The 19,011-nt window shown below is 71.5% G+C and carries 19 protein-coding genes; 11 read left to right on the top strand and 8 right to left on the bottom strand.

Annotation, left to right across the window (positions count from 1 at the left end; all coding sequences use genetic code 11):
• Positions 1-96 precede the first annotated feature (96 nt).
• From ACQEVM_RS07390 to ACQEVM_RS07380, 3 genes are all read right to left on the bottom strand, one after another.
• Entirely contained in the window at positions 97-426 is a 330-nt protein-coding gene (locus ACQEVM_RS07390) for a DUF3817 domain-containing protein (RefSeq protein WP_053677720.1), read from the bottom strand.
• Positions 427-494: 68 nt separating this feature from the next.
• Positions 495-1,004, bottom strand: a complete 510-nt coding sequence (locus ACQEVM_RS07385; RefSeq protein ID WP_433076228.1) for a MarR family winged helix-turn-helix transcriptional regulator — start codon at positions 1,002-1,004, stop codon at positions 495-497.
• A 21-nt stretch (positions 1,005-1,025) separates the two neighbouring features.
• Entirely contained in the window at positions 1,026-2,291 is a 1,266-nt protein-coding gene (locus tag ACQEVM_RS07380) for an MFS transporter (protein WP_433076227.1), read from the bottom strand.
• 149 nt (positions 2,292-2,440) lie between these two features.
• Between ACQEVM_RS07380 and ACQEVM_RS07375 the strand changes: the two genes are divergently transcribed.
• Complete coding sequence (locus ACQEVM_RS07375) at positions 2,441-3,448, top strand: DUF5937 family protein (RefSeq protein WP_433076226.1); 1,008 nt, start codon at positions 2,441-2,443, stop codon at positions 3,446-3,448.
• Between the two features lie 162 nt (positions 3,449-3,610).
• Here ACQEVM_RS07375 and ACQEVM_RS07370 read toward each other — a convergent pair whose 3' ends face one another.
• Together ACQEVM_RS07370 and ACQEVM_RS07365 are read right to left on the bottom strand one after the other, a co-directional pair.
• Positions 3,611-3,916, bottom strand: a complete 306-nt coding sequence (locus tag ACQEVM_RS07370; RefSeq protein WP_433076224.1) for an MTH1187 family thiamine-binding protein — start codon at positions 3,914-3,916, stop codon at positions 3,611-3,613.
• Positions 3,913-4,257 (bottom strand): DUF3817 domain-containing protein, encoded by a 345-nt coding sequence (locus ACQEVM_RS07365; RefSeq protein ID WP_365999309.1) that lies wholly within the window; start codon positions 4,255-4,257, stop codon positions 3,913-3,915. Before ACQEVM_RS07365 ends, ACQEVM_RS07370 begins: the two co-directional genes overlap by 4 nt.
• A gap of 150 nt (positions 4,258-4,407) precedes the next feature.
• Here ACQEVM_RS07365 and ACQEVM_RS07360 point away from each other — a divergent pair, with 150 nt between their 5' ends.
• The 5 genes from ACQEVM_RS07360 (at position 4,408) to ACQEVM_RS07340 (ending at position 7,751) form a co-directional block, all read left to right on the top strand.
• Complete coding sequence (locus ACQEVM_RS07360) at positions 4,408-5,046, top strand: AIM24 family protein (protein WP_351757140.1); 639 nt, start codon at positions 4,408-4,410, stop codon at positions 5,044-5,046.
• Positions 5,046-5,696: an AIM24 family protein gene (locus ACQEVM_RS07355; protein ID WP_433076221.1), complete on the top strand. Its 651-nt coding sequence runs from the start codon at positions 5,046-5,048 to the stop codon at positions 5,694-5,696. Before ACQEVM_RS07360 ends, ACQEVM_RS07355 begins: the two co-directional genes overlap by 1 nt.
• Before the next feature lie 26 nt (positions 5,697-5,722).
• On the top strand, positions 5,723-6,526 hold the full coding sequence (locus ACQEVM_RS07350; RefSeq protein ID WP_433079858.1) for an AIM24 family protein: 804 nt from the start codon (positions 5,723-5,725) through the stop codon (positions 6,524-6,526).
• A gap of 69 nt (positions 6,527-6,595) precedes the next feature.
• Positions 6,596-7,072, top strand: a complete 477-nt coding sequence (locus tag ACQEVM_RS07345; protein WP_433079856.1) for a MarR family winged helix-turn-helix transcriptional regulator — start codon at positions 6,596-6,598, stop codon at positions 7,070-7,072.
• 112 nt (positions 7,073-7,184) lie between these two features.
• Positions 7,185-7,751, top strand: a complete 567-nt coding sequence (locus tag ACQEVM_RS07340; protein ID WP_433076219.1) for a PepSY domain-containing protein — start codon at positions 7,185-7,187, stop codon at positions 7,749-7,751.
• Positions 7,752-7,838: 87 nt separating this feature from the next.
• Here ACQEVM_RS07340 and ACQEVM_RS07335 read toward each other — a convergent pair whose 3' ends face one another.
• The 3 genes from ACQEVM_RS07335 to ACQEVM_RS07325 are packed head-to-tail and all read right to left on the bottom strand — an operon-like array spanning position 7,839 to position 10,166.
• Complete coding sequence (locus ACQEVM_RS07335; protein WP_107089157.1) at positions 7,839-7,913, bottom strand: 50S ribosomal protein bL37; 75 nt, start codon at positions 7,911-7,913, stop codon at positions 7,839-7,841.
• A gap of 52 nt (positions 7,914-7,965) precedes the next feature.
• Complete coding sequence (gene meaB / locus ACQEVM_RS07330) at positions 7,966-8,946, bottom strand: methylmalonyl Co-A mutase-associated GTPase MeaB (protein ID WP_433076217.1); 981 nt, start codon at positions 8,944-8,946, stop codon at positions 7,966-7,968.
• Positions 8,947-8,957: 11 nt separating this feature from the next.
• Entirely contained in the window at positions 8,958-10,166 is a 1,209-nt protein-coding gene (locus ACQEVM_RS07325; RefSeq protein ID WP_433076215.1) for an acetyl-CoA C-acetyltransferase, read from the bottom strand.
• A 146-nt stretch (positions 10,167-10,312) separates the two neighbouring features.
• Here ACQEVM_RS07325 and mce point away from each other — a divergent pair, with 146 nt between their 5' ends.
• The 5 genes from mce (at position 10,313) to ACQEVM_RS07300 (ending at position 18,879) form a co-directional block, all read left to right on the top strand.
• Positions 10,313-10,753: a methylmalonyl-CoA epimerase gene (gene mce / locus ACQEVM_RS07320; RefSeq protein WP_433076213.1), complete on the top strand. Its 441-nt coding sequence runs from the start codon at positions 10,313-10,315 to the stop codon at positions 10,751-10,753.
• Positions 10,754-11,290: 537 nt separating this feature from the next.
• Positions 11,291-15,826, top strand: coding sequence for a polarized growth protein Scy (scy, locus tag ACQEVM_RS07315; RefSeq protein ID WP_433076211.1), 4,536 nt, complete (start codon positions 11,291-11,293; stop codon positions 15,824-15,826).
• A gap of 194 nt (positions 15,827-16,020) precedes the next feature.
• Positions 16,021-16,959, top strand: coding sequence for a cellulose-binding protein (locus tag ACQEVM_RS07310; RefSeq protein ID WP_053677477.1), 939 nt, complete (start codon positions 16,021-16,023; stop codon positions 16,957-16,959).
• A 112-nt stretch (positions 16,960-17,071) separates the two neighbouring features.
• Positions 17,072-18,094, top strand: coding sequence for an ATP-binding cassette domain-containing protein (locus ACQEVM_RS07305; protein ID WP_433076209.1), 1,023 nt, complete (start codon positions 17,072-17,074; stop codon positions 18,092-18,094).
• Positions 18,095-18,096: 2 nt separating this feature from the next.
• Positions 18,097-18,879 carry an ABC transporter permease subunit gene (locus ACQEVM_RS07300; protein ID WP_433076207.1) on the top strand — a complete coding sequence of 261 codons (783 nt, stop codon included), beginning with the start codon at positions 18,097-18,099 and terminating at the stop codon, positions 18,877-18,879.
• The last annotated feature ends 132 nt before the right edge of the window (positions 18,880-19,011 follow it).

Genomic DNA, 19,011 nt, shown 5'->3' with positions numbered 1-19,011 from the left:
CTAGGACGTCCTAGTAAATGTCGATGGCAAACCCCCGGGGAGTCGTCCCGGGGGTGTCCGCTCAGGCGTGCCGCGAGCCGCGCGCCGGCGCCGAGGCTAGGCCTTGGCGGTGGTCAGACCGTCTTCGACCAGCGGCTCGACCTCGGCGCGCACCTTGCGCTCGACGAAGAAGGCAGCGAGCGGAATCGTTCCGCTGACCATGACCCAGAGCATCTTGCCGAAGGGCCACCGGGCCTTGGAACTCAGGTCGAAGGCGAACACCAGGTAGATCATGAAGAGCACGCCGTGGGCCTGCGAGACCACGAAGGTCAGGTCGGCGCCCTTGTCGAAGCCGTACTTGAAGACCATGCAGGTGCACAGCACCAGCAGCATCACGGCAGTGACAAAAGCCATCACCCGGTACCGGGTCAGCACGCTTCGTTTCATGGCCACGAGCCTAACCGTCCGTTTTGCGCGATCTTGACGCGGGCCCCGTGACGGGAGCCGCTCTCGGACTACTTCTCGTCGAAGTCGCCGGCGGACACCCGCAGGGGGCGCAGCAGGGCGAAGATCTCCCCGCACTCCTCGGTGTCGTACGCCCCGAGACCGAAGTCGATCCCCATCAGGTCCCGGGTCGCCGCCTCGACGACCTCGCGGCCCTTGTCGGTGATCGACGCGAGCGTGCCGCGCCCGTCGTTCGGGTTGGGTCGCTTGGCCACGAGTCCGGAGCGCACCAGCCGGTCCACGGTGTTCGTCACCGAGGTCGGGTGGACCATCAGTCGCTCGCCGATCTTCGACATCGTCAGCTCGCCGGCCTGCGAGAACGTCAGCAGCACGAGGGCCTCGTACCGCGCGAAGGTCAGTCCGTACGGCTTCACCACGGCGTCGACCTCACCGAGCAGGATCTGGTGCGCCCGCATGATCGAGGTGATGGCTGCCATCGAGGGCACCGGACCCCAGCGGCGCTCCCAGAGTTCGTCGGCGCGGGCGATGGGGTCGAAGGGAAGGCTGAGCGGCTTGGGCATCCACCAGACCCTACCGGGCGGTCATTTGGCGGTCAGCCCCGTCTCATCCCTCGGCACTTCCGCGGCCGGGGCACAGGCGCGCAATTCGGCCAGCAGGGCCAGGACGACGAGGGTGCCGAGCACCCCCGACGCGGTGACGACGACGTGGACGGGCAGGAACTCGGCGGCGAGCCCCGCCAAGGCCATGCCCACTCCCTGGAGGGTCATCATCCCGGTCCCGAGCAGGGTCATCGCCCGACCGCGCAGCTCCTCGGGCACGGCGTCCACGTACATCCGGTCGAGCCCGAGGGTGTACGCGTGCGCCAGCCCGGCCAGCAGCAGCGCCCCGAGGGTGACGACGATGCCCGGCCGCGCCGCGTACAGCAGGAGCGGGGACAGGCCGGCCGCCGCGAGCGGGGCCACGATCCGCGAACGCGTTCGGGCGGTGAGTACGGAGCCCGCCCAGAGTTCACCCGCGATGGTCCCGACGGGCAACGCGCACATCAGCAGGCCGAGGGCGAACGTTCCGGCGCCGATGCCGGCGACGTACGGGGCGAGCAGCGCCTCGGGGACCACGACGAAGACCGGCGGCAGCCAGAACAGCAGGGTCAGCACGCGCGTCCGGCGGTGCCGGAAGACGGCCCGCAGGCCGCCGAGCGGGGTGCCGCCGGTGCCGGCGCGGGCGGGTCGGGCCGCCGTGCCGAGGCGCAGCAGGAGTGCGGAGGCCAGGAAGCCGGCGGCGGTGAGCGCGAGGGCGCCGCGGGGTGCGAGGGCGGTGAGCAGCAGCCCGCCGAGGCCGAATCCGATGAGTTGGGCGCTCTGCGCGACCATGCGCAGCAGCGACCGGCCGAGGACGAAGACGTCGCCGGCGCCGAGGATGTCGGCGAGGGAGGCGCTGCGGGCCCCCTGGAAGAGGGGTGCGACGAAGGACATGGCGCAGCGCAGGGCGAGGAGTCCGGCGACGGGGGTCGCGGGCAGGACCATGGTCGCCGCGCAGGCCGCGCAGACGAGGTCGCAGGCCACGAGCACCCGGCGGGCGGGGTACCGGTCGGCGAGCCCGGCGAGCAGGGTGCCGCCGAGGGCGTAGGGGAGGAATCCGAGGGCGAAGGTGAGCGCGCTCATCAGTGGTGAGCCGGTGAGCCGGTACACGAGGACGGTCAGGGAGATCTCGGCGACGACGACGCCGAGCACGGACAGCAGGTGGGCGGCGAAGACGCTCCGGAACTCCCGGACCCTGAAGACGGCCCGGTATCCGGAGTCGGTCGGGTCCGTCGTGTGATCGACGGCCGGTTGGTTGACGGTTGCCATGGGGCCAGCCTGGTCGGGGCCGGGCTCCCGGGGCAGGGATTCGTTCCCCGCCGAATCTTGGCCGCGCGTTCCCGTCGCGAGGGCCTCGGGAGGATCTCGGGAAGAATCGGGAGGGCCTCGGGAAGGCCTCGGGGACCTCGGGAGGGTCGATGCCGCTCCACTACCGGTTCGGTCCGGTGGACCTGCTGCGCTGCCGCTTCTCGATCTCCCCGCGCTGGGAGACGCACGAGGCGGTCCGGGTCCTGCTGTACCGGAACCGCCAGGCCTACCACCTGCCGTGGCTGCGGGGAATCCGTGAGGCGGCGGACGGGCTGGACCTGCGTCCGCTGTGGCTGCTGATGCCCAAAAAGGGCCACAATCCGGACTTTCTCAGCCCTCCGCCGTCCGGCCCGTCGGTGACCTTCGAGGAGGAACTGGCCCGGGTGCGCGCGGCCGATCCGGGCGCCGCCCGGGAGGACCTGCGGCGCTCCCTGGCGTGTACGCCGGGGGCGTTGGAGAGCGACATCGGGCAGCGGTTGCTCGCGGATCCGGAGCGGGCCGTGCGGGAGTTGGCGGATCTGCTGGAGCGGGCCTGGGCCTCCCTGGTCGCCCCGCACTGGCCGAGACTGCGGGCCCTGCTGGAGGCGGACGTCCTCTTCCACTCCCGCAGGCTCGCGGCGGGCGGGTTGGAGGCCCTCTTCGACGGGCTCCACCCGGACCTGCGGTGGTCCGGGGACACCCTCGTCGTCGATCGGCGCACGCACCACGACCGCTCGCTCGACGGCCAGGGCCTGTTGTTGATGCCGAGCGCGTTCGTGTGGCCCGAGGTGGTCGGGGGCTACGACCCGCCGTGGCAGCCGACGGTCGTGTACCCGGCCCGTGGCATCGGCGCACTGTGGGCGGCCTCGGACGGTCCGACCCCGCGGGCGCTCACCCGGCTGTTGGGGGCGGGACGGGCCGAGATCCTGCGCGCCCTGGAGGAGCCCGCGTCCACCTCGGCGCTGGCCGAGCGGCTCCGCCTGGCGCCGTCCACCGTGTCGGCCCACCTCAAGACCCTCCAGTCGGCGGGGCTCCTCCTCTCGTCCCGCCACGGCCACCGGATCCTCTACGAACGCACCCCCCTGGCCATCGCGTTGGCCGCGGGCGTCGATCCCGGGAGCGGGTCCGCCCCGTCCTGACGGGAGTCGCGCGGTCGCGCACGGCGTCGCGGACCGGGCCCTGACCTCGGCACGGGCGCCGTCCGGGTGGCCGTGCCGGCCCCGTCGGGCACGCGAAAGCGCCCCCGGTCCGGTCGGCCGGGGGCGCTTCGCAAGGGTGCGGGGGCTCAGCCCTCGGAGCCGTCAGCCCTCGGAGCCGGCGGCGAGGTGCCGCTCGACGGTGTCCACCTTGGAGGTCATCCCGTCGCTGACGCCGGGACGGATGTCGGCCTTGAGGATGAAGGAGACCCTGGGGGCCCGCGCCTCCACGGCGGCGACGGCGCGCCTCACCACGTCCATCACCTCGTTCCACTCGCCTTCCACCGTGGTGAACATCGCGTCGGTGCGGTTCGGCAGCCCGGACTCCCGTACGACACGGACCGCGTCGGCCACGTACTCGCCGACCTCCTCGCCCACCCCGAGCGGGGTCACGGAGAACGCGACGATCATGCGCGGGCCGCCTCGCGCGCCCGCGCGGCCAGGACGCTGTCGGCCTCGTCGCGCTTGAGCAGCCGGTCCCCGTACAGCCCGCCGAACGGCAGCATCGCCAGCAGGAAGAACAGCGCCACCTTCTTGAGGGGCCACTTCGCCTTGTTCCACACGTCGAGCAGGAAGACCGCGTAGATGACGAAGAGGATCCCGTGCAGGATGCCCAACGGCATCATCAGGTAGTCGATGTCGGAGACCCGGCTGAGCAGCGAGCCGAAGATCAGCAGGGCCGGGAACGACAGTGCCTCCGGTACGGAGATGAGGCGCAGCCGGTGCAGGGCGGAAGCGGTCTTGATGTCCACGTGGAACCTTCGCGGGAGGAGGCCGGGGGGCCTTCCCAGTGTCTCAGCCGCCCCGCGGGATCTTGACCGGGGTACCCGGAACGACCGAGTGTGGCGGATATCGGCCACGAAGCCCTGTTCGGTCCCGCGCTCTGCGGATAACGTCTTCCCGTGGCTCAGTTCCGACTCCAAGGCAGCAAGGTGCTCGCCGTCGACCTGACCGGGGACGCCGTCAAAGCGAAAAACGGCTCCATGGTCGCGTACGACGGCCAGATGGCCTTCAAGAAGATGTCCGGCGGTGGCGAAGGTCTCCGCGGGATGGTGACCCGCCGGCTGACCGGCGAACAGATGACGGTGATGGAGGTCCAGGGGCAGGGCACCTGCTTCTTCGCCGACCGTGCGAGCGAGATCAACCTGGTCAGCCTGCGCGGCGAGAAGCTGCACGTGGAGGCCGGCAACCTGCTGTGCACCGATGCCGGCCTGCGCACCGGCACGACCTTCACCGGCCTGCGCGGGGCGACGTCGGGCAACGGCCTGTTCACCACGACCGTGGAGGGCTCCGGCCAGGCCGCGATCATGTCCGACGGTCCGGCCGTGGTGTTGCGCGTCAGCGCCCAGTACCCGCTGTCGGTCGACCCGGGCGCGTACGTCGCGCACACGGGGGACCTGCGGCAGTCCTTCCAGTCGGGCGTGAACTTCCGCACGCTGATCGGCGAGGGTTCGGGCGAGGCGTTCCAGATCCGTTTCGAGGGCGAGGGCCTGGTCTACGTGCAGCCCAGCGAGCGCAACACCATCGGGGGCGACATCTGATGCCGTTCCGCGAGATCAACTCCAAGATGGTCGAGGCGCAGGTCGTCCCGGGGCAGAAGATGTACAGCCAGCGCGGCGCGATGCTCGCCTACCGGGGCGAGGTCTCCTTCACCCCGAGCCTGACCGGTGGTCAGGGCGGGGTCATGGGCATGATCGGTCGCCGGGTGGCGAACGAACAGACGCCGCTGATGTCGGTCGAGGGCAGCGGCACCGTGATGTTCGGCCACGGCGGCCATCACATCCAGGTGATCAACCTGACGGGCGAGACCCTGTACGTGGAGGCGGACCGGCTGCTCGCCTTCGACGGCACCCTCCAGCAGGGCACGATGTTCATGGGCTCGCAGGGCGGCGTCATGGGCATGGTTCGCGGCCAGGTTTCCGGCCAGGGCCTGTTCACCACCACCCTCAAGGGGCACGGATCCGTGGCCGTCATGGCCCACGGCGGGGTCGTCGAACTGCCCATCACCCCGAACCGGCCGGTACACGTCGACCCGCAGGCGTACGTGGCCCACCACGGGGACGTCAGGAACAAGCTCTCCACGGCGCTCGGCTGGCGCGACATGGTGGGGCGCGGCTCGGGCGAGGCGTTCCAGTTGGAGCTGTCGGGCCAGGGCGCGGTGTACGTACAGGCCTCGGAGGAGAAGCTGTGACGCATTACTCCGGAACGAACGGCCCCGTGCCCGGCGGACCGGGAGGTCCGACGGTCTTCGACCCGTACACGCTGCCCTCCGACGACAACGTCAACGCGTACACCTTCTGCGTGGAGCTCAAGGGGAGCCAGTGGTTCCTGCAGAAGGGGAAGATGATCTCGTACTACGGGAGCATCGAGTTCAACGGCATCGGCCACGGCCGCTTCGACCGGTTGCTGCGCACGAGCTTCCACTCGCCCCTGCACGCCGCCGACTGGGTGGTGGCAGAGGGTCAGGGCAAGATGTTGCTGGCCGACCGGGCCTTCGACGTGAACTTGTACGACCTGGACAAAGGCAACCTGACGATCCGGTCGGGCAACCTGCTGGCGTACCAGCCGACACTGGCGCTGAAGCAGTCGATCGTGCCGGGCTTCCTGACGCTGATCGGCACCGGGAAGTTCGTGGCCGCGTCCAACGGGCCGGTCGTGTTCATGGAGCCTCCGCTGCGGGTGGACCCGCAGGCGCTGGTGGGCTGGGCGGACTGCCCGTCCCCCTGCCACCACTACGACCACGGCTACATGTCGGGCGTGATCGGCGGCCTGCGTTCGCTGACGGGCATCGGCGGCTCCTCGGGCGAGGAGCACCAGTTCGAGTTCGTGGGGGCGGGCACGGTGCTGCTCCAGTCGTCGGAGATGCTGATGGCGGAGCAGGCGGTCGGCGCGGTCGGCGCCGGCGCGGCGACGGGCAACGCGCAGGGTGTTCCCGGGGCCGGTCAGGGGCCGCTCGGTCAGATCGGCGTGCCGCGGATGCCCGGACAGCTGGGTGATCTACAGAGGCGCTTCGGCCTGTGATCTCGAACTGCGATCGTCCTATTTTTGTACGCAATTCAACTTTTTAGGTAGAGTTCAGTCATGGAGACCATGGAGACCGAGACGGCCACGCGCTGGCTGACCGACGCCGAACAGTGCGCCTGGCGCACCCACCTGGACGTCAGCAGGCTGCTGATGCACCAGCTGGAAAAGGATCTCCAGCCCTTCGGCCTCACCAACAACGACTACGAGATCCTCGTGAACCTCTCCGAGTCGGAGGGTCACCGGATGCGGATGAGCGACCTCGCGACGGCGACCCTGCAGTCCAAGAGCCGGCTCTCCCACCAGATCACCCGAATGGAGGCGGCCGGGCTGGTCCGCCGGGTGAACTGCGAGTCCGACCGCCGCGGCCTGTTCGCGGTCCTCACGGACGAGGGCATGGAGACCATGCGCAAGGTCGCCCCCCACCACGTGGCTTCCGTGCGACAGCACTTCATCGACCTGCTGCCGCCGGCCGCCCTGGCGGCCCTGCGCGAGTCCCTGCGCCCCGTGGCGGAGCACCTGCGGGACAACCGCGGCAAGGCCTGACGCCCCTCCCCGCGCCGGATCCGGCGATCGATCGCAGAATGGTCGATATCGCCCGCCGGTCCGCCCGCCGAGCAACCGTAGGCGCCCGGGCCGGCCCGAGGAGGTACTGCCCATGAAGCGCAACGTGATCATCTCCGCGGCCGCGGCCGCCGTCCTGACGGTCGGCGGCCCGACCGCGGCGGCCGTCGCCGCCACCGGCACCACGGCCCTGACCACGACCACGGCCACCGCCGCCCGCGCCGACGTGACCGCAGAGAGCGCGAGCGACGCGGCCCTCAAGCACCACCCGGGTGTCGTCGAGTCCCTCGACAAGGACGGCACCGTCTGGCACGTCAACGTGGTCGCCAAGAACGGCAAGAACACCGAGGTCGAGGTCGACACCGCCGGCAAGGCCACGACGCGCGACACGGACAACGACAACGCCTCCGAGTACGCACCCCTGATCGCCGCCAAGGTCAACGCCAAGAAGGCGATGGCGGCGGCCCTCGCCGCCAACAAGGGCGCCAAGGTCTGGTCCGTCGACTGGGATGACGACGACGACAACGGCAGCACCTACTGGGACATCGAGGTCAGGTCGAGCGACGGCAAGACCAAGCACGTCCACGTCGACCCCACGTCGGGGAAGGCCACCGCGTCCTCGTCGGACTCGAACGACAACGACGACAACGACGACAACTAGGACGGGACGGGCCGGGACGGTCCCCGCGCCCCGACACGACGAAGGCCGCGCCCCGGCTCGGGGGCGCGGCCCTCTTCGTGGGCGCGGTCAGGCGTTGGGACGCTTGCCGTGGTTCGCCTTCTTCTTCCTGCGGGCTCGCTTCTTGTTGCCGCGCTTCGCCATGACACCACTCCCTTACAGGGGATCCTTCGGGCCATTCCGGGCGCTTGCCAGTCTAGGTTCGCCCCTGGGAGTCCGCATCGGTCAGCGTCGCCAGCAGGGCGTCCGAGGCCGCGTACGGGTCCAGCTCCCCCACGGCGACCCGGGCCGCGAGCGCGTCCAGGCGCGCGTCCCCGCGCAGATCCGCCATTCGGGCGCGCAGCGCCGTCACGGCGATGGTCTCCACCTCGCGGGCGGCACGGGCCGTGCGACGCTCGGCCAGCACACCGCGCTCGTCCATCCAGGCCCGGTGCTTCTCCAGCGCCTCGACCAACTCGTCGATGCCCTGACCCCGCGCGGCGACCGTCTTGACGATCGGCGGCCGCCAGTCGCCCCTGCCCCGGGACTCCCCCAGGCTGAGCATGTGGTTCAGCTCCCGGGCGGTCGCGTCCGCGCCGTCCCGGTCGGCCTTGTTGACCACGTACACGTCGCCGATCTCCAGGATGCCCGCCTTCGCGGCCTGGATCCCGTCGCCCATCCCGGGCGCCAGCAGCACCACCGAGGTGTCGGCCTGCGAGGCGATCTCCACCTCCGACTGCCCGACCCCGACCGTCTCGACCAGGATCACCTCGCACCCGGCCGCGTCCAGCACGCGGATCGCCTGCGGCGCCGCCCAGGCGAGCCCGCCCAGGTGGCCTCGGGTGGCCATGGAGCGGATGTAGACCCCCGGGTCGGAGGCGTGGTCCGACATGCGCACCCGGTCGCCGAGCAGCGCGCCCCCGCTGAAGGGCGAGGACGGGTCGACGGCGAGCACGCCGACGCGCTTGCCGGCCTTGCGGTACGCCGAGACGAGCGCCGAGGTGGACGTGGACTTGCCCACGCCCGGGGAGCCGGTGAGCCCCACCACGTACGCCCCGCCGGTGAGCGGTGCCAGGGCGGCCATCACCTCGCGCAGGTGCGGGGACGCCCCCTCGACCAGTGAGATCAGCCGGGCCACGGCCCGGGGTCGGCCTTCTCGGGCCTGGGCCACCAGTGTGGGGACGTCCACCGTCGTCATCCTCGTGACACCTACGCCTTCGCGCCGGGCACGCGCACGATCAGGGCGTCGCCCTGCCCGCCGCCGCCACACAGGGCCGCCGCGCCGACACCGCCGCCGCGCCGGGCCAGCTCCAGGGCCAGGTGCAGCACGACCCGGGCGCCGGACATGCCGATCGGGTGCCCCAGGGCGATGGCACCGCCGTTGACGTTCACCTTTTCCGGGGTCACGCCGAGGTCCTTCATTGACTGCACGGCGACCGCCGCGAAGGCCTCGTTGATCTCGATGAGGTCCAGGTCGGAGACCTCCAGCCCCTCCTTCTTCAGGGCGTGGAGGATGGCGTTCGACGGCTGCGACTGGAGCGAGTTGTCGGGTCCCGCCACGTTGCCGTGCGCACCGATCTCGGCGATCCACTCCAGGCCGAGCTCCTCCGCCTTGGCCTTGCTCATCACGACCACGGCGGCGGCGCCGTCGCTGATCTGCGAGGAGGTGCCGGCGGTGATGGTGCCGTCCTTGGCGAAGGCGGGGCGCAGCTTGCCGAGGGACTCGACCGTGGTCTCGGCGCGGATGCCCTCGTCCTGCGAGAAGACCACCGGGTCGCCCTTGCGCTGCGGGATCTCGACCGGGGTGATCTCGGCCTCGAAGACGCCGTTCTTCTGCGCGGCGGCGGCCCGCTGGTGCGAGGAGGCGGCGAAGGCGTCCTGCGGGGCGCGCTCGATGCCCAGGCGGGTGTTGTGCTTCTCGGTGGACTCGCCCATCGCGATGTTCTCGAAGGCGTCGGTGAGGCCGTCGTGGGCCATCGCGTCGAGCATCTCGATGGCGCCGTACTTGAAGCCCTCGCGGGACTTCGGCAGCAGGTGCGGGGCGTTGGTCATCGACTCCTGGCCGCCCGCGACCACGATGTCGAACTCCCCGGCGCGGATGAGCTGGTCCGCGAGCGCGATGGCGTCGAGGCCGGACAGGCACACCTTGTTGATGGTGAGCGCGGGGACGTTCATGGGGATCCCGCCCTTGACGGCGGCCTGTCGGGCGGGAATCTGGCCCGCGCCGGCCTGGAGCACCTGGCCCATGATCACGTACTGGACCTGGTCGCCGGAGATCCCGGCCCGCTCCAGCGCGGACTTGATCGCGAAGCCGCCGAGGTCGGCACCCGAGAAGGACTTCAGCGAGCCCAGCAGACGCCCCATGGGCGTGCGGGCCCCTGCGACGATCACCGAAGTGGTGTTGTTCGTTCCGGACATGATGGCGGATCCCCTTTCAGCGGGGAAGCTGAGGAGTGAACGAGGGTTTACCTGAATGTACTGAGCAGTACCCGCCCCGTCACCGGCCAGTCGGTGTGATCGCTGGCACGTTGCGTGACGCCCCTCCCGAGCTGTGCACTGGTCCCATGCTGACAAGAATCGACCACATCGGGATCGCCTGCTTCGACCTCGACAAGACTGTCGAGTTCTACCGTGCCACGTACGGATTCGAGGTGTTCCACTCCGAGGTCAACGAGGAGCAGGGCGTCCGCGAGGCCATGCTCAAGATCAACGAGACCTCCGACGGAGGTGCCTCCTACCTCCAGCTCCTGGAACCCACCAGGGAGGACTCCGCGGTCGGCAAGTGGCTCGCCAAGAACGGGGAGGGAGTCCATCACATCGCCTTCGGCACCGAGGACGTCGACGGCGACGCCGACGCCATCCGCGGCAAGGGCGTCCGCGTCCTGTACGACCAGCCCCGCATCGGCTCCATGGGGTCCCGGATCACCTTCCTGCACCCGAAGGACTGTCACGGGGTCCTGACCGAACTGGTCACCTCCGCCCCGGAGGCGACGGAAGGGCACTGAGGCCCGTGGCGGGTGTCGTCGAACGACCGGTCGTGACGCCTCGCGCGGGAGTTTGCGTTGCGTCATGCCGGCCGGCGCGCGACGTGGTTCCGGAACGGCTGTTTCCGCTGCCGGACGGGCCGGTGCAGGGTGCCGGCGGGTTCGGACACCGGCGCGGGGTCCGTGCGCGTGCGCGAACGCGGCACCCGTCCCCACGGGCGGCGGACCGGCGCCCGCCGCCGCCCGTGATCGACTCCGACCGTCATCGGTCGGCTTGTCTGAAGATCTGTTCGTACCCACGGGTACACCCCGCTCCGCCCCTGCTGACAGGCGTTCTTCGGGCTCCCAACCAGGCGATGCGCGCCCAAGCGCACTGATGTCCCGTTTCTCCGGCCGGTAGAGTGGCCATGGCTCGGCCGGGGTTCGGTGCGGAGACGGGGTCGGGGCCTGTAACCCCCGCCCCGCCATCTGACACCATTCCCCGGGGGCGTCGTTCAGCGGGCGAGCGATGCTCAATTGGGAGTGAGCTTGCGACCAGGGGACGGATGGGACCGCGCTGTGCGGGGCTACGAAAGCCAGGAGAGCCACCAGGCCGAGGTCGACCATCTCTCGCGCTTCGAAGCCGAGATGGAGCGGCTGAAGAAGGAGCGCGGGAAGGCCGTCCAACACGCCGAGGACCTGGGCTACCAGGTCGAGGTGCTGCGCGCCAAGCTCCATGAGGTACGCCGCAATCTCGCGTCCCGCCCCGCCTACGACGGCGCGGACATGGGCTACCAGGCGGAGCAGCTGCTCCGCAATGCCCAGATCCAGGCCGACCAGATGCGCTCCGACGCCGAACGCGAGCTGCGCGACGCCCGGGCCCAGACCCAGCGGATCCTCCAGGAGCACGCCGAACACCAGGCCCGCCTCCAGGCCGAGCTGCACGGCGAGGCCGTCAACCGTCGCCAGCGCCTGGACCAGGAGCTGAACGAGCGCCGCCAGACCGTCGAGGCGCACGTCAACGAGAACGTCGCCTGGGCCGAGCAGTTGCGCGCCCGTACCGAGTCCCAGGCGCGCCGGCTCATGGAGGAGTCCCGCGCCGAGGCCGAGCAGGCGCTCAACGCCGCCCGCGCCGAGGCCGCCCGGCTCGCGGAGGAGGCCCGCCGCCGGCTCACCGCCGACTCCGAGGCCGCCCGCACCGAGGCCGAGAGCACCCTGCTGAGGGCCCGCAAGGAGGCCGAGCGGCTGCTGACCGCCGCCTCCTCGCAGGCACAGGAGGCCACCGAGCACGCGGAACGGCTGCGGAGCAGCACCTCCGCCGAGGCCGAGCAGACCCGGCAGCAGACCATGGACCTCGGCCGCGTCGCGGAGTCCCGGGTCCAGGAGGCCGACTCCGCGTTGCGCACCGCGCGCGCCGAGGCGGAGACCCTTCTCACGGAGGCCAAGGAGAGCGCCGCACGGCAGCTCGCCTCGGCGGAGTCCGTCAACGAGCAGCGCACCCGCACCGCGAAGGAGCAGGTCGCACGGCTGGTCGGCGAGGCCACCAAGGAGGCCGAGGTCCTCAAGGGCGAGGCCGAACAGCTGCTGGCCGACGCCCGCGCCGACATGGAGCGGCTGCGCGCCGAGGCCGGGGAGCAGGCCCGCGCCGCCGCCGCCGAGGACACGGCGGCGCAGTTGGCGAAGGCCGCCCGCACGGCCGAGGACGTATTGAACAAGGCCTCGGAAGACGCCCGGGCCACCACCCGTGCCGCGTCCGAGGAGGCCGAGCGGATCCGCCGCGAGGCCGAGGCCGAGGCCGACCGGCTGCGCGTGCAGGCCGCGGCCACGGCCGACGAGCTGAAGGGCGCCGCGAAGGACGACACCGAGGAGTACCGGGCCCGTACGGTCGAACTCCAGGCGGACGCCCGCAGGCTGCGCGGCGAGGCCGAGCAGTTGCGCGCGGAGGCCGTCGCCGAGGGCGAGCGGATCCGCGGCGAGGCGCGCCGCGAGGCGGTCCAGCAGATCGAGGAGGCGGCCAGGACCGCCGAGGAGCTGCTGGGCAAGGCCAAGTCGGACGCGGACGAGCTGCGCGGCGGGGCGACCGCCGAGAGCGAGCGGGTCCGCGGCGAGGCCGTGGAACGCGCCGGCACCCTGCGCAGGCAGGCCGAGGAGACCCTGGAGCGCACCCGCGCCGAGGCCGAGCGGCTGCGCGCCGAGGCCGAGGAGGAGGCGGAGTCCGTCCGCGCCGAGGCCGACGCGGCGGCGCGGACCCGGCGCGAGGAGACCGAACAGGCGCTGTCGGCGAAGCGCGCGGAGGCCGACGAGGAACTGGTCCGGCTCCACACGGACGCCGAGAACCGGCTGACCACGGCCGAGCAGACGCTGCGCGACGCCCGGACCTCGGCGGAGAACATCCGCCGGGAGACCACGGAGGAGAGCGACCGGCTGCGCGCCGAGGCCGCGGAGCGGATCCGTACCCTCCAGGCCCAGTCGGAGGCGGAGGCGGACCAGCTGCGCACGGACGCGGCCGACGACGCCGGCCGGGTGCGCGCGGAGGCCGAGCAGGTCGCGGTGCGGCTGCGCGGCGAGGCCGAGGCCGAGGCCGAGCGGGTGCGTACGGAGGCGCAGGAGACCGCCGACCGGCTGCGCGCGGAGGCCAAGGCCGCCGCCGAGCGGGTCGCCGCGGAGGCCGCGGAGGCGCTGGCCGCCGCGCAGGAGGAGGCCGCCCGGCGTCGTCGGGAGTCCGAGGAGACGTTGGCGTCGGCGCGCACCGACGCGGAGAACGAGCGGGCCCAGGCCCGCGAGCAGAGCGAGGAACTGCTGGCGCAGGCCCGCAAGCGTTCCGAGGAGGCACAGGCCGAGGCGGTCTGGCTGACCGAGGAGGCCGAGCGGCGCGCGTCCGAGGTCGTGTCGGCCGCGGAGACCACCGCCCAGCAGGTACGGGACGCCGTGGCCGGACTGCACGAGCAGGCCGAGGAGGAGATCGTCGGGCTGCGCAGCGCGGCCGAGCACTCCGCCGAGCGCACGAGGGACGAGGCCGAGGAGGAGGCCGGGCGGGTCCGCGCCGACGCCCACGCCGAGCGGGAGCGGGCGTCCGAGGACGCCACCCGCCTGCGCAACGAGGCCCGCGTGGAGACGGACGCCGCGAAGGCCCTCGCGGAGCGCACGGTCGGCGACGCCATCGCCGAGTCCGAACAACTGCGCACCGACACCGCCGAGTACGCGCAGCGCTTGCGCACCGAGGCCACCGACGCGTTGGCCTCGGCCGAGCGCGACGCGGCCCGGACCCGGGCGGACGCCCGGGACGACGCCAACCGCATCCGCGGCGAGGCCGCGGAGTCCCTGGACGCATCCCGCGCCGAGGGCACCCGGATCGTCGACGAGGCCACGCGGCTGGCCGAACTGCACACCGAGGAGACCCGCGCGGCGAACGCGGCCACGATCGAGGAGGCCGGCGAGCAGGCCGCCCGACTCGCCTCCGAGGCCGAGGCCGCGGCCGACGCGACCCGCGCCGAGGCGGCGGGCACGCTCGACGAGGCCCGCTCCGAGGCGAACCGGCTGCGCAGCGAGGCCGCCGAGCAGGCCGACCGGCTCATCACCGAGGCGGCCACCGAGGCGGACAAGCTCACCGAGGAGACCCGCGCGGCGAACGCGGCCACGGTCGGCGAGGCCGCGACGGAGGCCGAGCGGCTGCGCACCGAGGCGGCACGGACCCTGGACGACGCACGCGCCGAGGGCGCCCGTCTGATCGGCGAGGCCGCGGCCGAGACCGAGCGCATGACGGTCGAGACACGGGCGGCCAACGACCTCACGGTCGGCGAGGCCGCGACGGAGGCCGAGCGGCTGCGCACCGAGGCGGCGCGGATCCTCGACGAGTCCCGCGAGGAGGGCGGCCGGATCATCGGCGAGGCCACCGCGGAGGCCGAGCGGGTCACCGAGGCCGCGAACGAGACGCTGGCGAGCGCCGAACGGGACTCCGAGCGGATGCTCGACGAGGCCCGCGAGGAGGCCAACAAGCGTCGCAGCGAGGCCGCCGAGCAGGTGGACCGGCTCATCACCGAGGCGGCCACCGAGGCGGACAAGCTCACCGAGGAGACCCGCAAGGACAACGAGCGGACGGTCGGGGAGGCCGCCGCCGAGGCCGAACGGCTGCGCACGGAGGCCGCCGAGGCCCTGTCCTCGGCGCAGGAGCACGCGACCCGTACCCGGTCGGAGGCCGAGCGGGTCAAGGCGGAGGCGGCGACCGAGGCGGAGCGCACCCGCACGGAGGCCCGTACGGAGTCCGAGCGGCTGCTGGACGAGGCCCGCGAGGAGGCCAACAAGCGTCGCAGCGAGGCCGCCGAGCAGGTGGACCGGCTCATCACGGAGTCCTCGGCGGAAGCCGAGAGGCTCACCACCGACGCGCAGCAGCAGGCCCTCGCCGCGACCACGGCGGCCGAGGAGCAGGCCGACGCGATGGTCGACGCGGCCCGCAAGGAGGCCGCGCGGATCACGTCGGAGGCGACCGTCGAGGGCAACTCCACGGTGGAGAAGGCCCGTACGGACGCGAACGAGTTGCTGGTCGGGGCGCGTACGGACGCCGCCGCCATAAGGGAGCGGGCGGAGGAGCTGCGCGGCCGGGTCGCGTCCGAGGTCGAGGAACTGCACGAGCGGGCCCGCCGCGAGTCGGCGGAGCAGATGAAGTCCGCGGGCGAGCGCGTGGACAAGCTGGTGCGGGCGGCGACCGAGCAGAGCGTCGAGGCCGACAAGAAGGCCAAGGAGCTGGTGTCGGGGGCGAGCAGCGAGGCCGGCAAGGTCCGCATCGCCGCCGTGCGCAAGGCGGAGGCGCTGCTCAAGGAGGCCGAGCAGAAGAAGGCCGAGGTGACGCGCGAGGCCGAGAGCACCCTCGCCGAGGCGAAGGCGGAGGCCGAGCGACTGGTCGACGAGGGCCGCCGCGAGCTGGAGGTCCTGGTGCGTCGGCGCGAGGACATCCAGGCGGAGATCTCCCGTGTCCAGGACGTTCTTGAGGCGTTGGAATCATTCGAGGCACCTTCGGGCGGCGGAAAGCCGACGGTCGGTGGTCAGGGCGCGGGGGGCGTGAAGGCCGGAGCGGCGGCGGGTTCCACTCGTTCGAGTGGCAAGTCGTCAGAGAGCTAGTCAACACATGAAGATGTGTGCTCCTGATGGAGGTTCAGGCGAACGGGTGACAAGCATTCTGTCGCCTTGCCACTCAAAAGGGGTGTCATTGTCCAGATCAAACGCGGATTGACTCGATGACACGCCGTCTGGGCGCCTAGGATTCCCCTAACACCTCACGTAGCACCTCATCGGTCTCATTCGACAGGAACCCCATGAGCGACACTTCCTCCCCCTTCGGCTTCGAGCTCGTGCGGCGTGGTTACGACCGCGGTCAGGTGGACGACCGCATTACCAAGCTGGTCTCCGACCGCGACAGCGCACTAGGACGTATCAACTCTCTGGAAAAGCGGATCGAGGAGCTGCACCTCGAAACGCAGAACGCCCAGGCGCAGGTGAGCGACGCCGAGCCGTCGTACGCCGGCCTCGGTGCCCGGGTCGAGAAGATCCTGCGACTGGCCGAGGAGGAGGCGAAGGACCTGCGCGAGGAGGCCCGTCGCGCGGCCGAGCAGCACCGTGAGCTGGCCGAGTCGGCCGCCCAGCAGGTGCGCAACGACGCCGAGTCGTTCGCCGCCGATCGGAAGTCGAAGGCGGAGGACGAGGGCGTCCGCATCGTCGAGAAGGCCAAGGGCGACTCCGCCACCCTGCGCTCCGAGGCCCAGAAGGACGCGGCCTCCAAGCGCGAGGAGGCCGACGCGCTCTTCGAGGAGACCCGCGCCAAGGCCGCCCAGGCCGCCGCGGACTTCGAGACCAACCTGGCCAAGCGCCGCGAGCAGTCCGAGCGCGACCTGGCCTCGCGTCAGGCCAAGGCGGAGAAGCGTCTCGCGGAGATCGAGCACCGCGCGGAGCAGCTGCGCCTGGAGGCGGAGAAGCTCCGTACCGACGCCGAACGTCGCGCGCGCCAGACCGTGGAGACCGCGCAGCGTCAGGCCGAGGACATCGTCGCCGACGCCAACGCGAAGGCCGACCGGATCCGCAGCGAGTCCGAGCGCGAGCTGGCGGCGCTCACCAACCGCCGCGACTCGATCAACGCCCAGCTGACCAACGTCCGCGAGATGCTGGCGACGCTGACCGGTGCGGCCGTGGCCGCCGCCGGCTCCCCGATCGACGACGAGCCCGTCACGCGTGGCGTTCCGGCTCAGCAGAGCCGCTAGTACGACACCGCGCGTAGGCGTTGTACGCCATTGCGCCGGACGGTTGGTACCGAGGGCCTTGTGTCACCTGTTTGAGGTGGCGTGGGGCCCTCTGCCGTTCTAGCGTGGCCGCATGATCGAGCTTGAGGGCCTCACCAAACGCTTCGGTGCGAAGACGGCAGTGGACAACCTCAGCTTCCGGGTCAGACCCGGGGTGGTGACGGGCTTCCTCGGCCCCAACGGGGCGGGGAAGTCCACGACGATGCGCATGATGCTCGACCTCGACAATCCGACCGCCGGGCGGGTGCGGATCGACGGGAAGCGCTACCGGGACCTGCCGGAGCCGCTCACGCACGTCGGGGCTCTGCTGGATGCGAAGGCCATGCACGGCGGACGCAGCGCGTACAACAACCTTCTGTGCCTGGCCCAGTCGAACCGGATCCCGCGGAGCCGGGTGTCCGAGGTGTTGGACCAGGTCGGACTGACGGCGGTGGCGCGGAAGAAGTCGAAAGGATTTTCGCTCGGCATGGGTCAGCGGCTTGGAATCGCCGCCGCTCTGCTGGGTGATCCGGAGATCTTGATGTTCGACGAACCCGTCAATGGTCTGGACCCCGAGGGAATTCTCTGGATCAGGAATCTCATGAAAGCGCAGGCCGCGGAGGGGAGGACGATCTTCGTTTCCTCTCACCTGATGAGTGAAATGGCGCTGACCGCAGATCATTTGGTGGTCATCGGACAGGGAAAGCTGCTCGCCGACTTGTCGATGGCCGATTTCATTCGGCAGAACTCACGGAGTTACGTACGCGTGCGCTCGCCCCAGCAGGAGCGACTGAAGGACCTCCTGCACGGTGAGGGCATCGACGCGACCGCCGTCCCGGCGACCGGAACGCTGGAGATCGACGGCGTGGAATCGGAGCGGCTCGGCGAGCTGGCGGCCCGGCACGGGATCGTGTTGCACGAGCTCAGCCCGCAGCGGGCGTCCCTGGAGGAGGCGTTCATGCGCATGACGGCGGACTCGGTCGAGTACCACGCCCACGCGGCGGGAACAGCCGGCGCACCCCCCGACCCCGGGGCGGCCGGCCCGGCACCCGGGCCGCCCGGTTCCGGACCGGCCTGGGGCTCGTCGTACGACGCGACACGACGGAAGGGGAAGTGATCATGGCTGATTTCCCCGCCGTCCTCGCGTCCGAGTGGACCAAGATCCGTACGGTGGCCTCGACCACCTGGACACTGGTCGCCGCCCTCGTGGTCACGGTCGGCGTGAGCGCCGGCATCTGCGCGTTCATCAACGCCTCGTTCGACGACATGCGCCCGGAGGAGCAGATCACCTTCGACCCGACGCTGTCGGCCTTCGCCGGGATGGCCCTCGGCCAGCTCGCCATGATCGTCTTCGGGGTGCTGGTCGTCGGCACCGAGTACAGCTCGGGCATGATCCGCACCTCGCTCGCGGCCGTGCCGCGTCGCGGGAGCCTGCTGCTCGGCAAGCTCATCGTCGCCACCGCGCCGGCCCTGGTCGTGGGCCTCGCGACCAGCTTCCTGTCGTTCTTCCTCGGACAGGCCCTGCTGGGCGGGCGCAGCGTGGGGATCGGCGAGCCCGACGTGCTGCGCGCGGTGATCGGCGCCGGGCTCTACATGGCCATGATCGCCCTGTTCTCCATGGGCGTCGCCACGATGCTGCGCAGTTCCATGCTCGCCCTGTGCGTGCTGATGCCGTTCTTCCTGATGATCTCCACCATCCTCGGGGCCGTCGAGGCGACTCGGAAGGTGGCCCAGTACTTCCCGGATCAGGCCGGCTCCCGGATCATGCAGGTCCTCCCGCCGGGCGCGGCGGGCGGGGACGCACCGCCCTACGGACCCTGGGGCGGCTTCGGGATCATGGCCCTGTGGACGCTGGCCGCCGTGCTGGCGGGGTTCCTGGTCCTCAGGAAGCGCGACGCGTGACGGCCTGGCCGGGCCCGGCCTCCCCCGTGTGAGGATCGGGCGCCGGCGGATGTCCGCCCCGAGACGGACGTCCGCGGTACTACGGGGGATCTTCGGGTTGGTATCAGGGCTGCGTCAGGGATGCCGGCCGAG

It is taken from the genome of Streptomyces sp. CA-243310, from assembly GCF_050936775.1.
Classification (GTDB): domain Bacteria; phylum Actinomycetota; class Actinomycetes; order Streptomycetales; family Streptomycetaceae; genus Streptomyces.
Note: the sequence above shows the minus strand (reverse complement) of the source record. Positions and strands in the feature narration are given on the sequence as shown.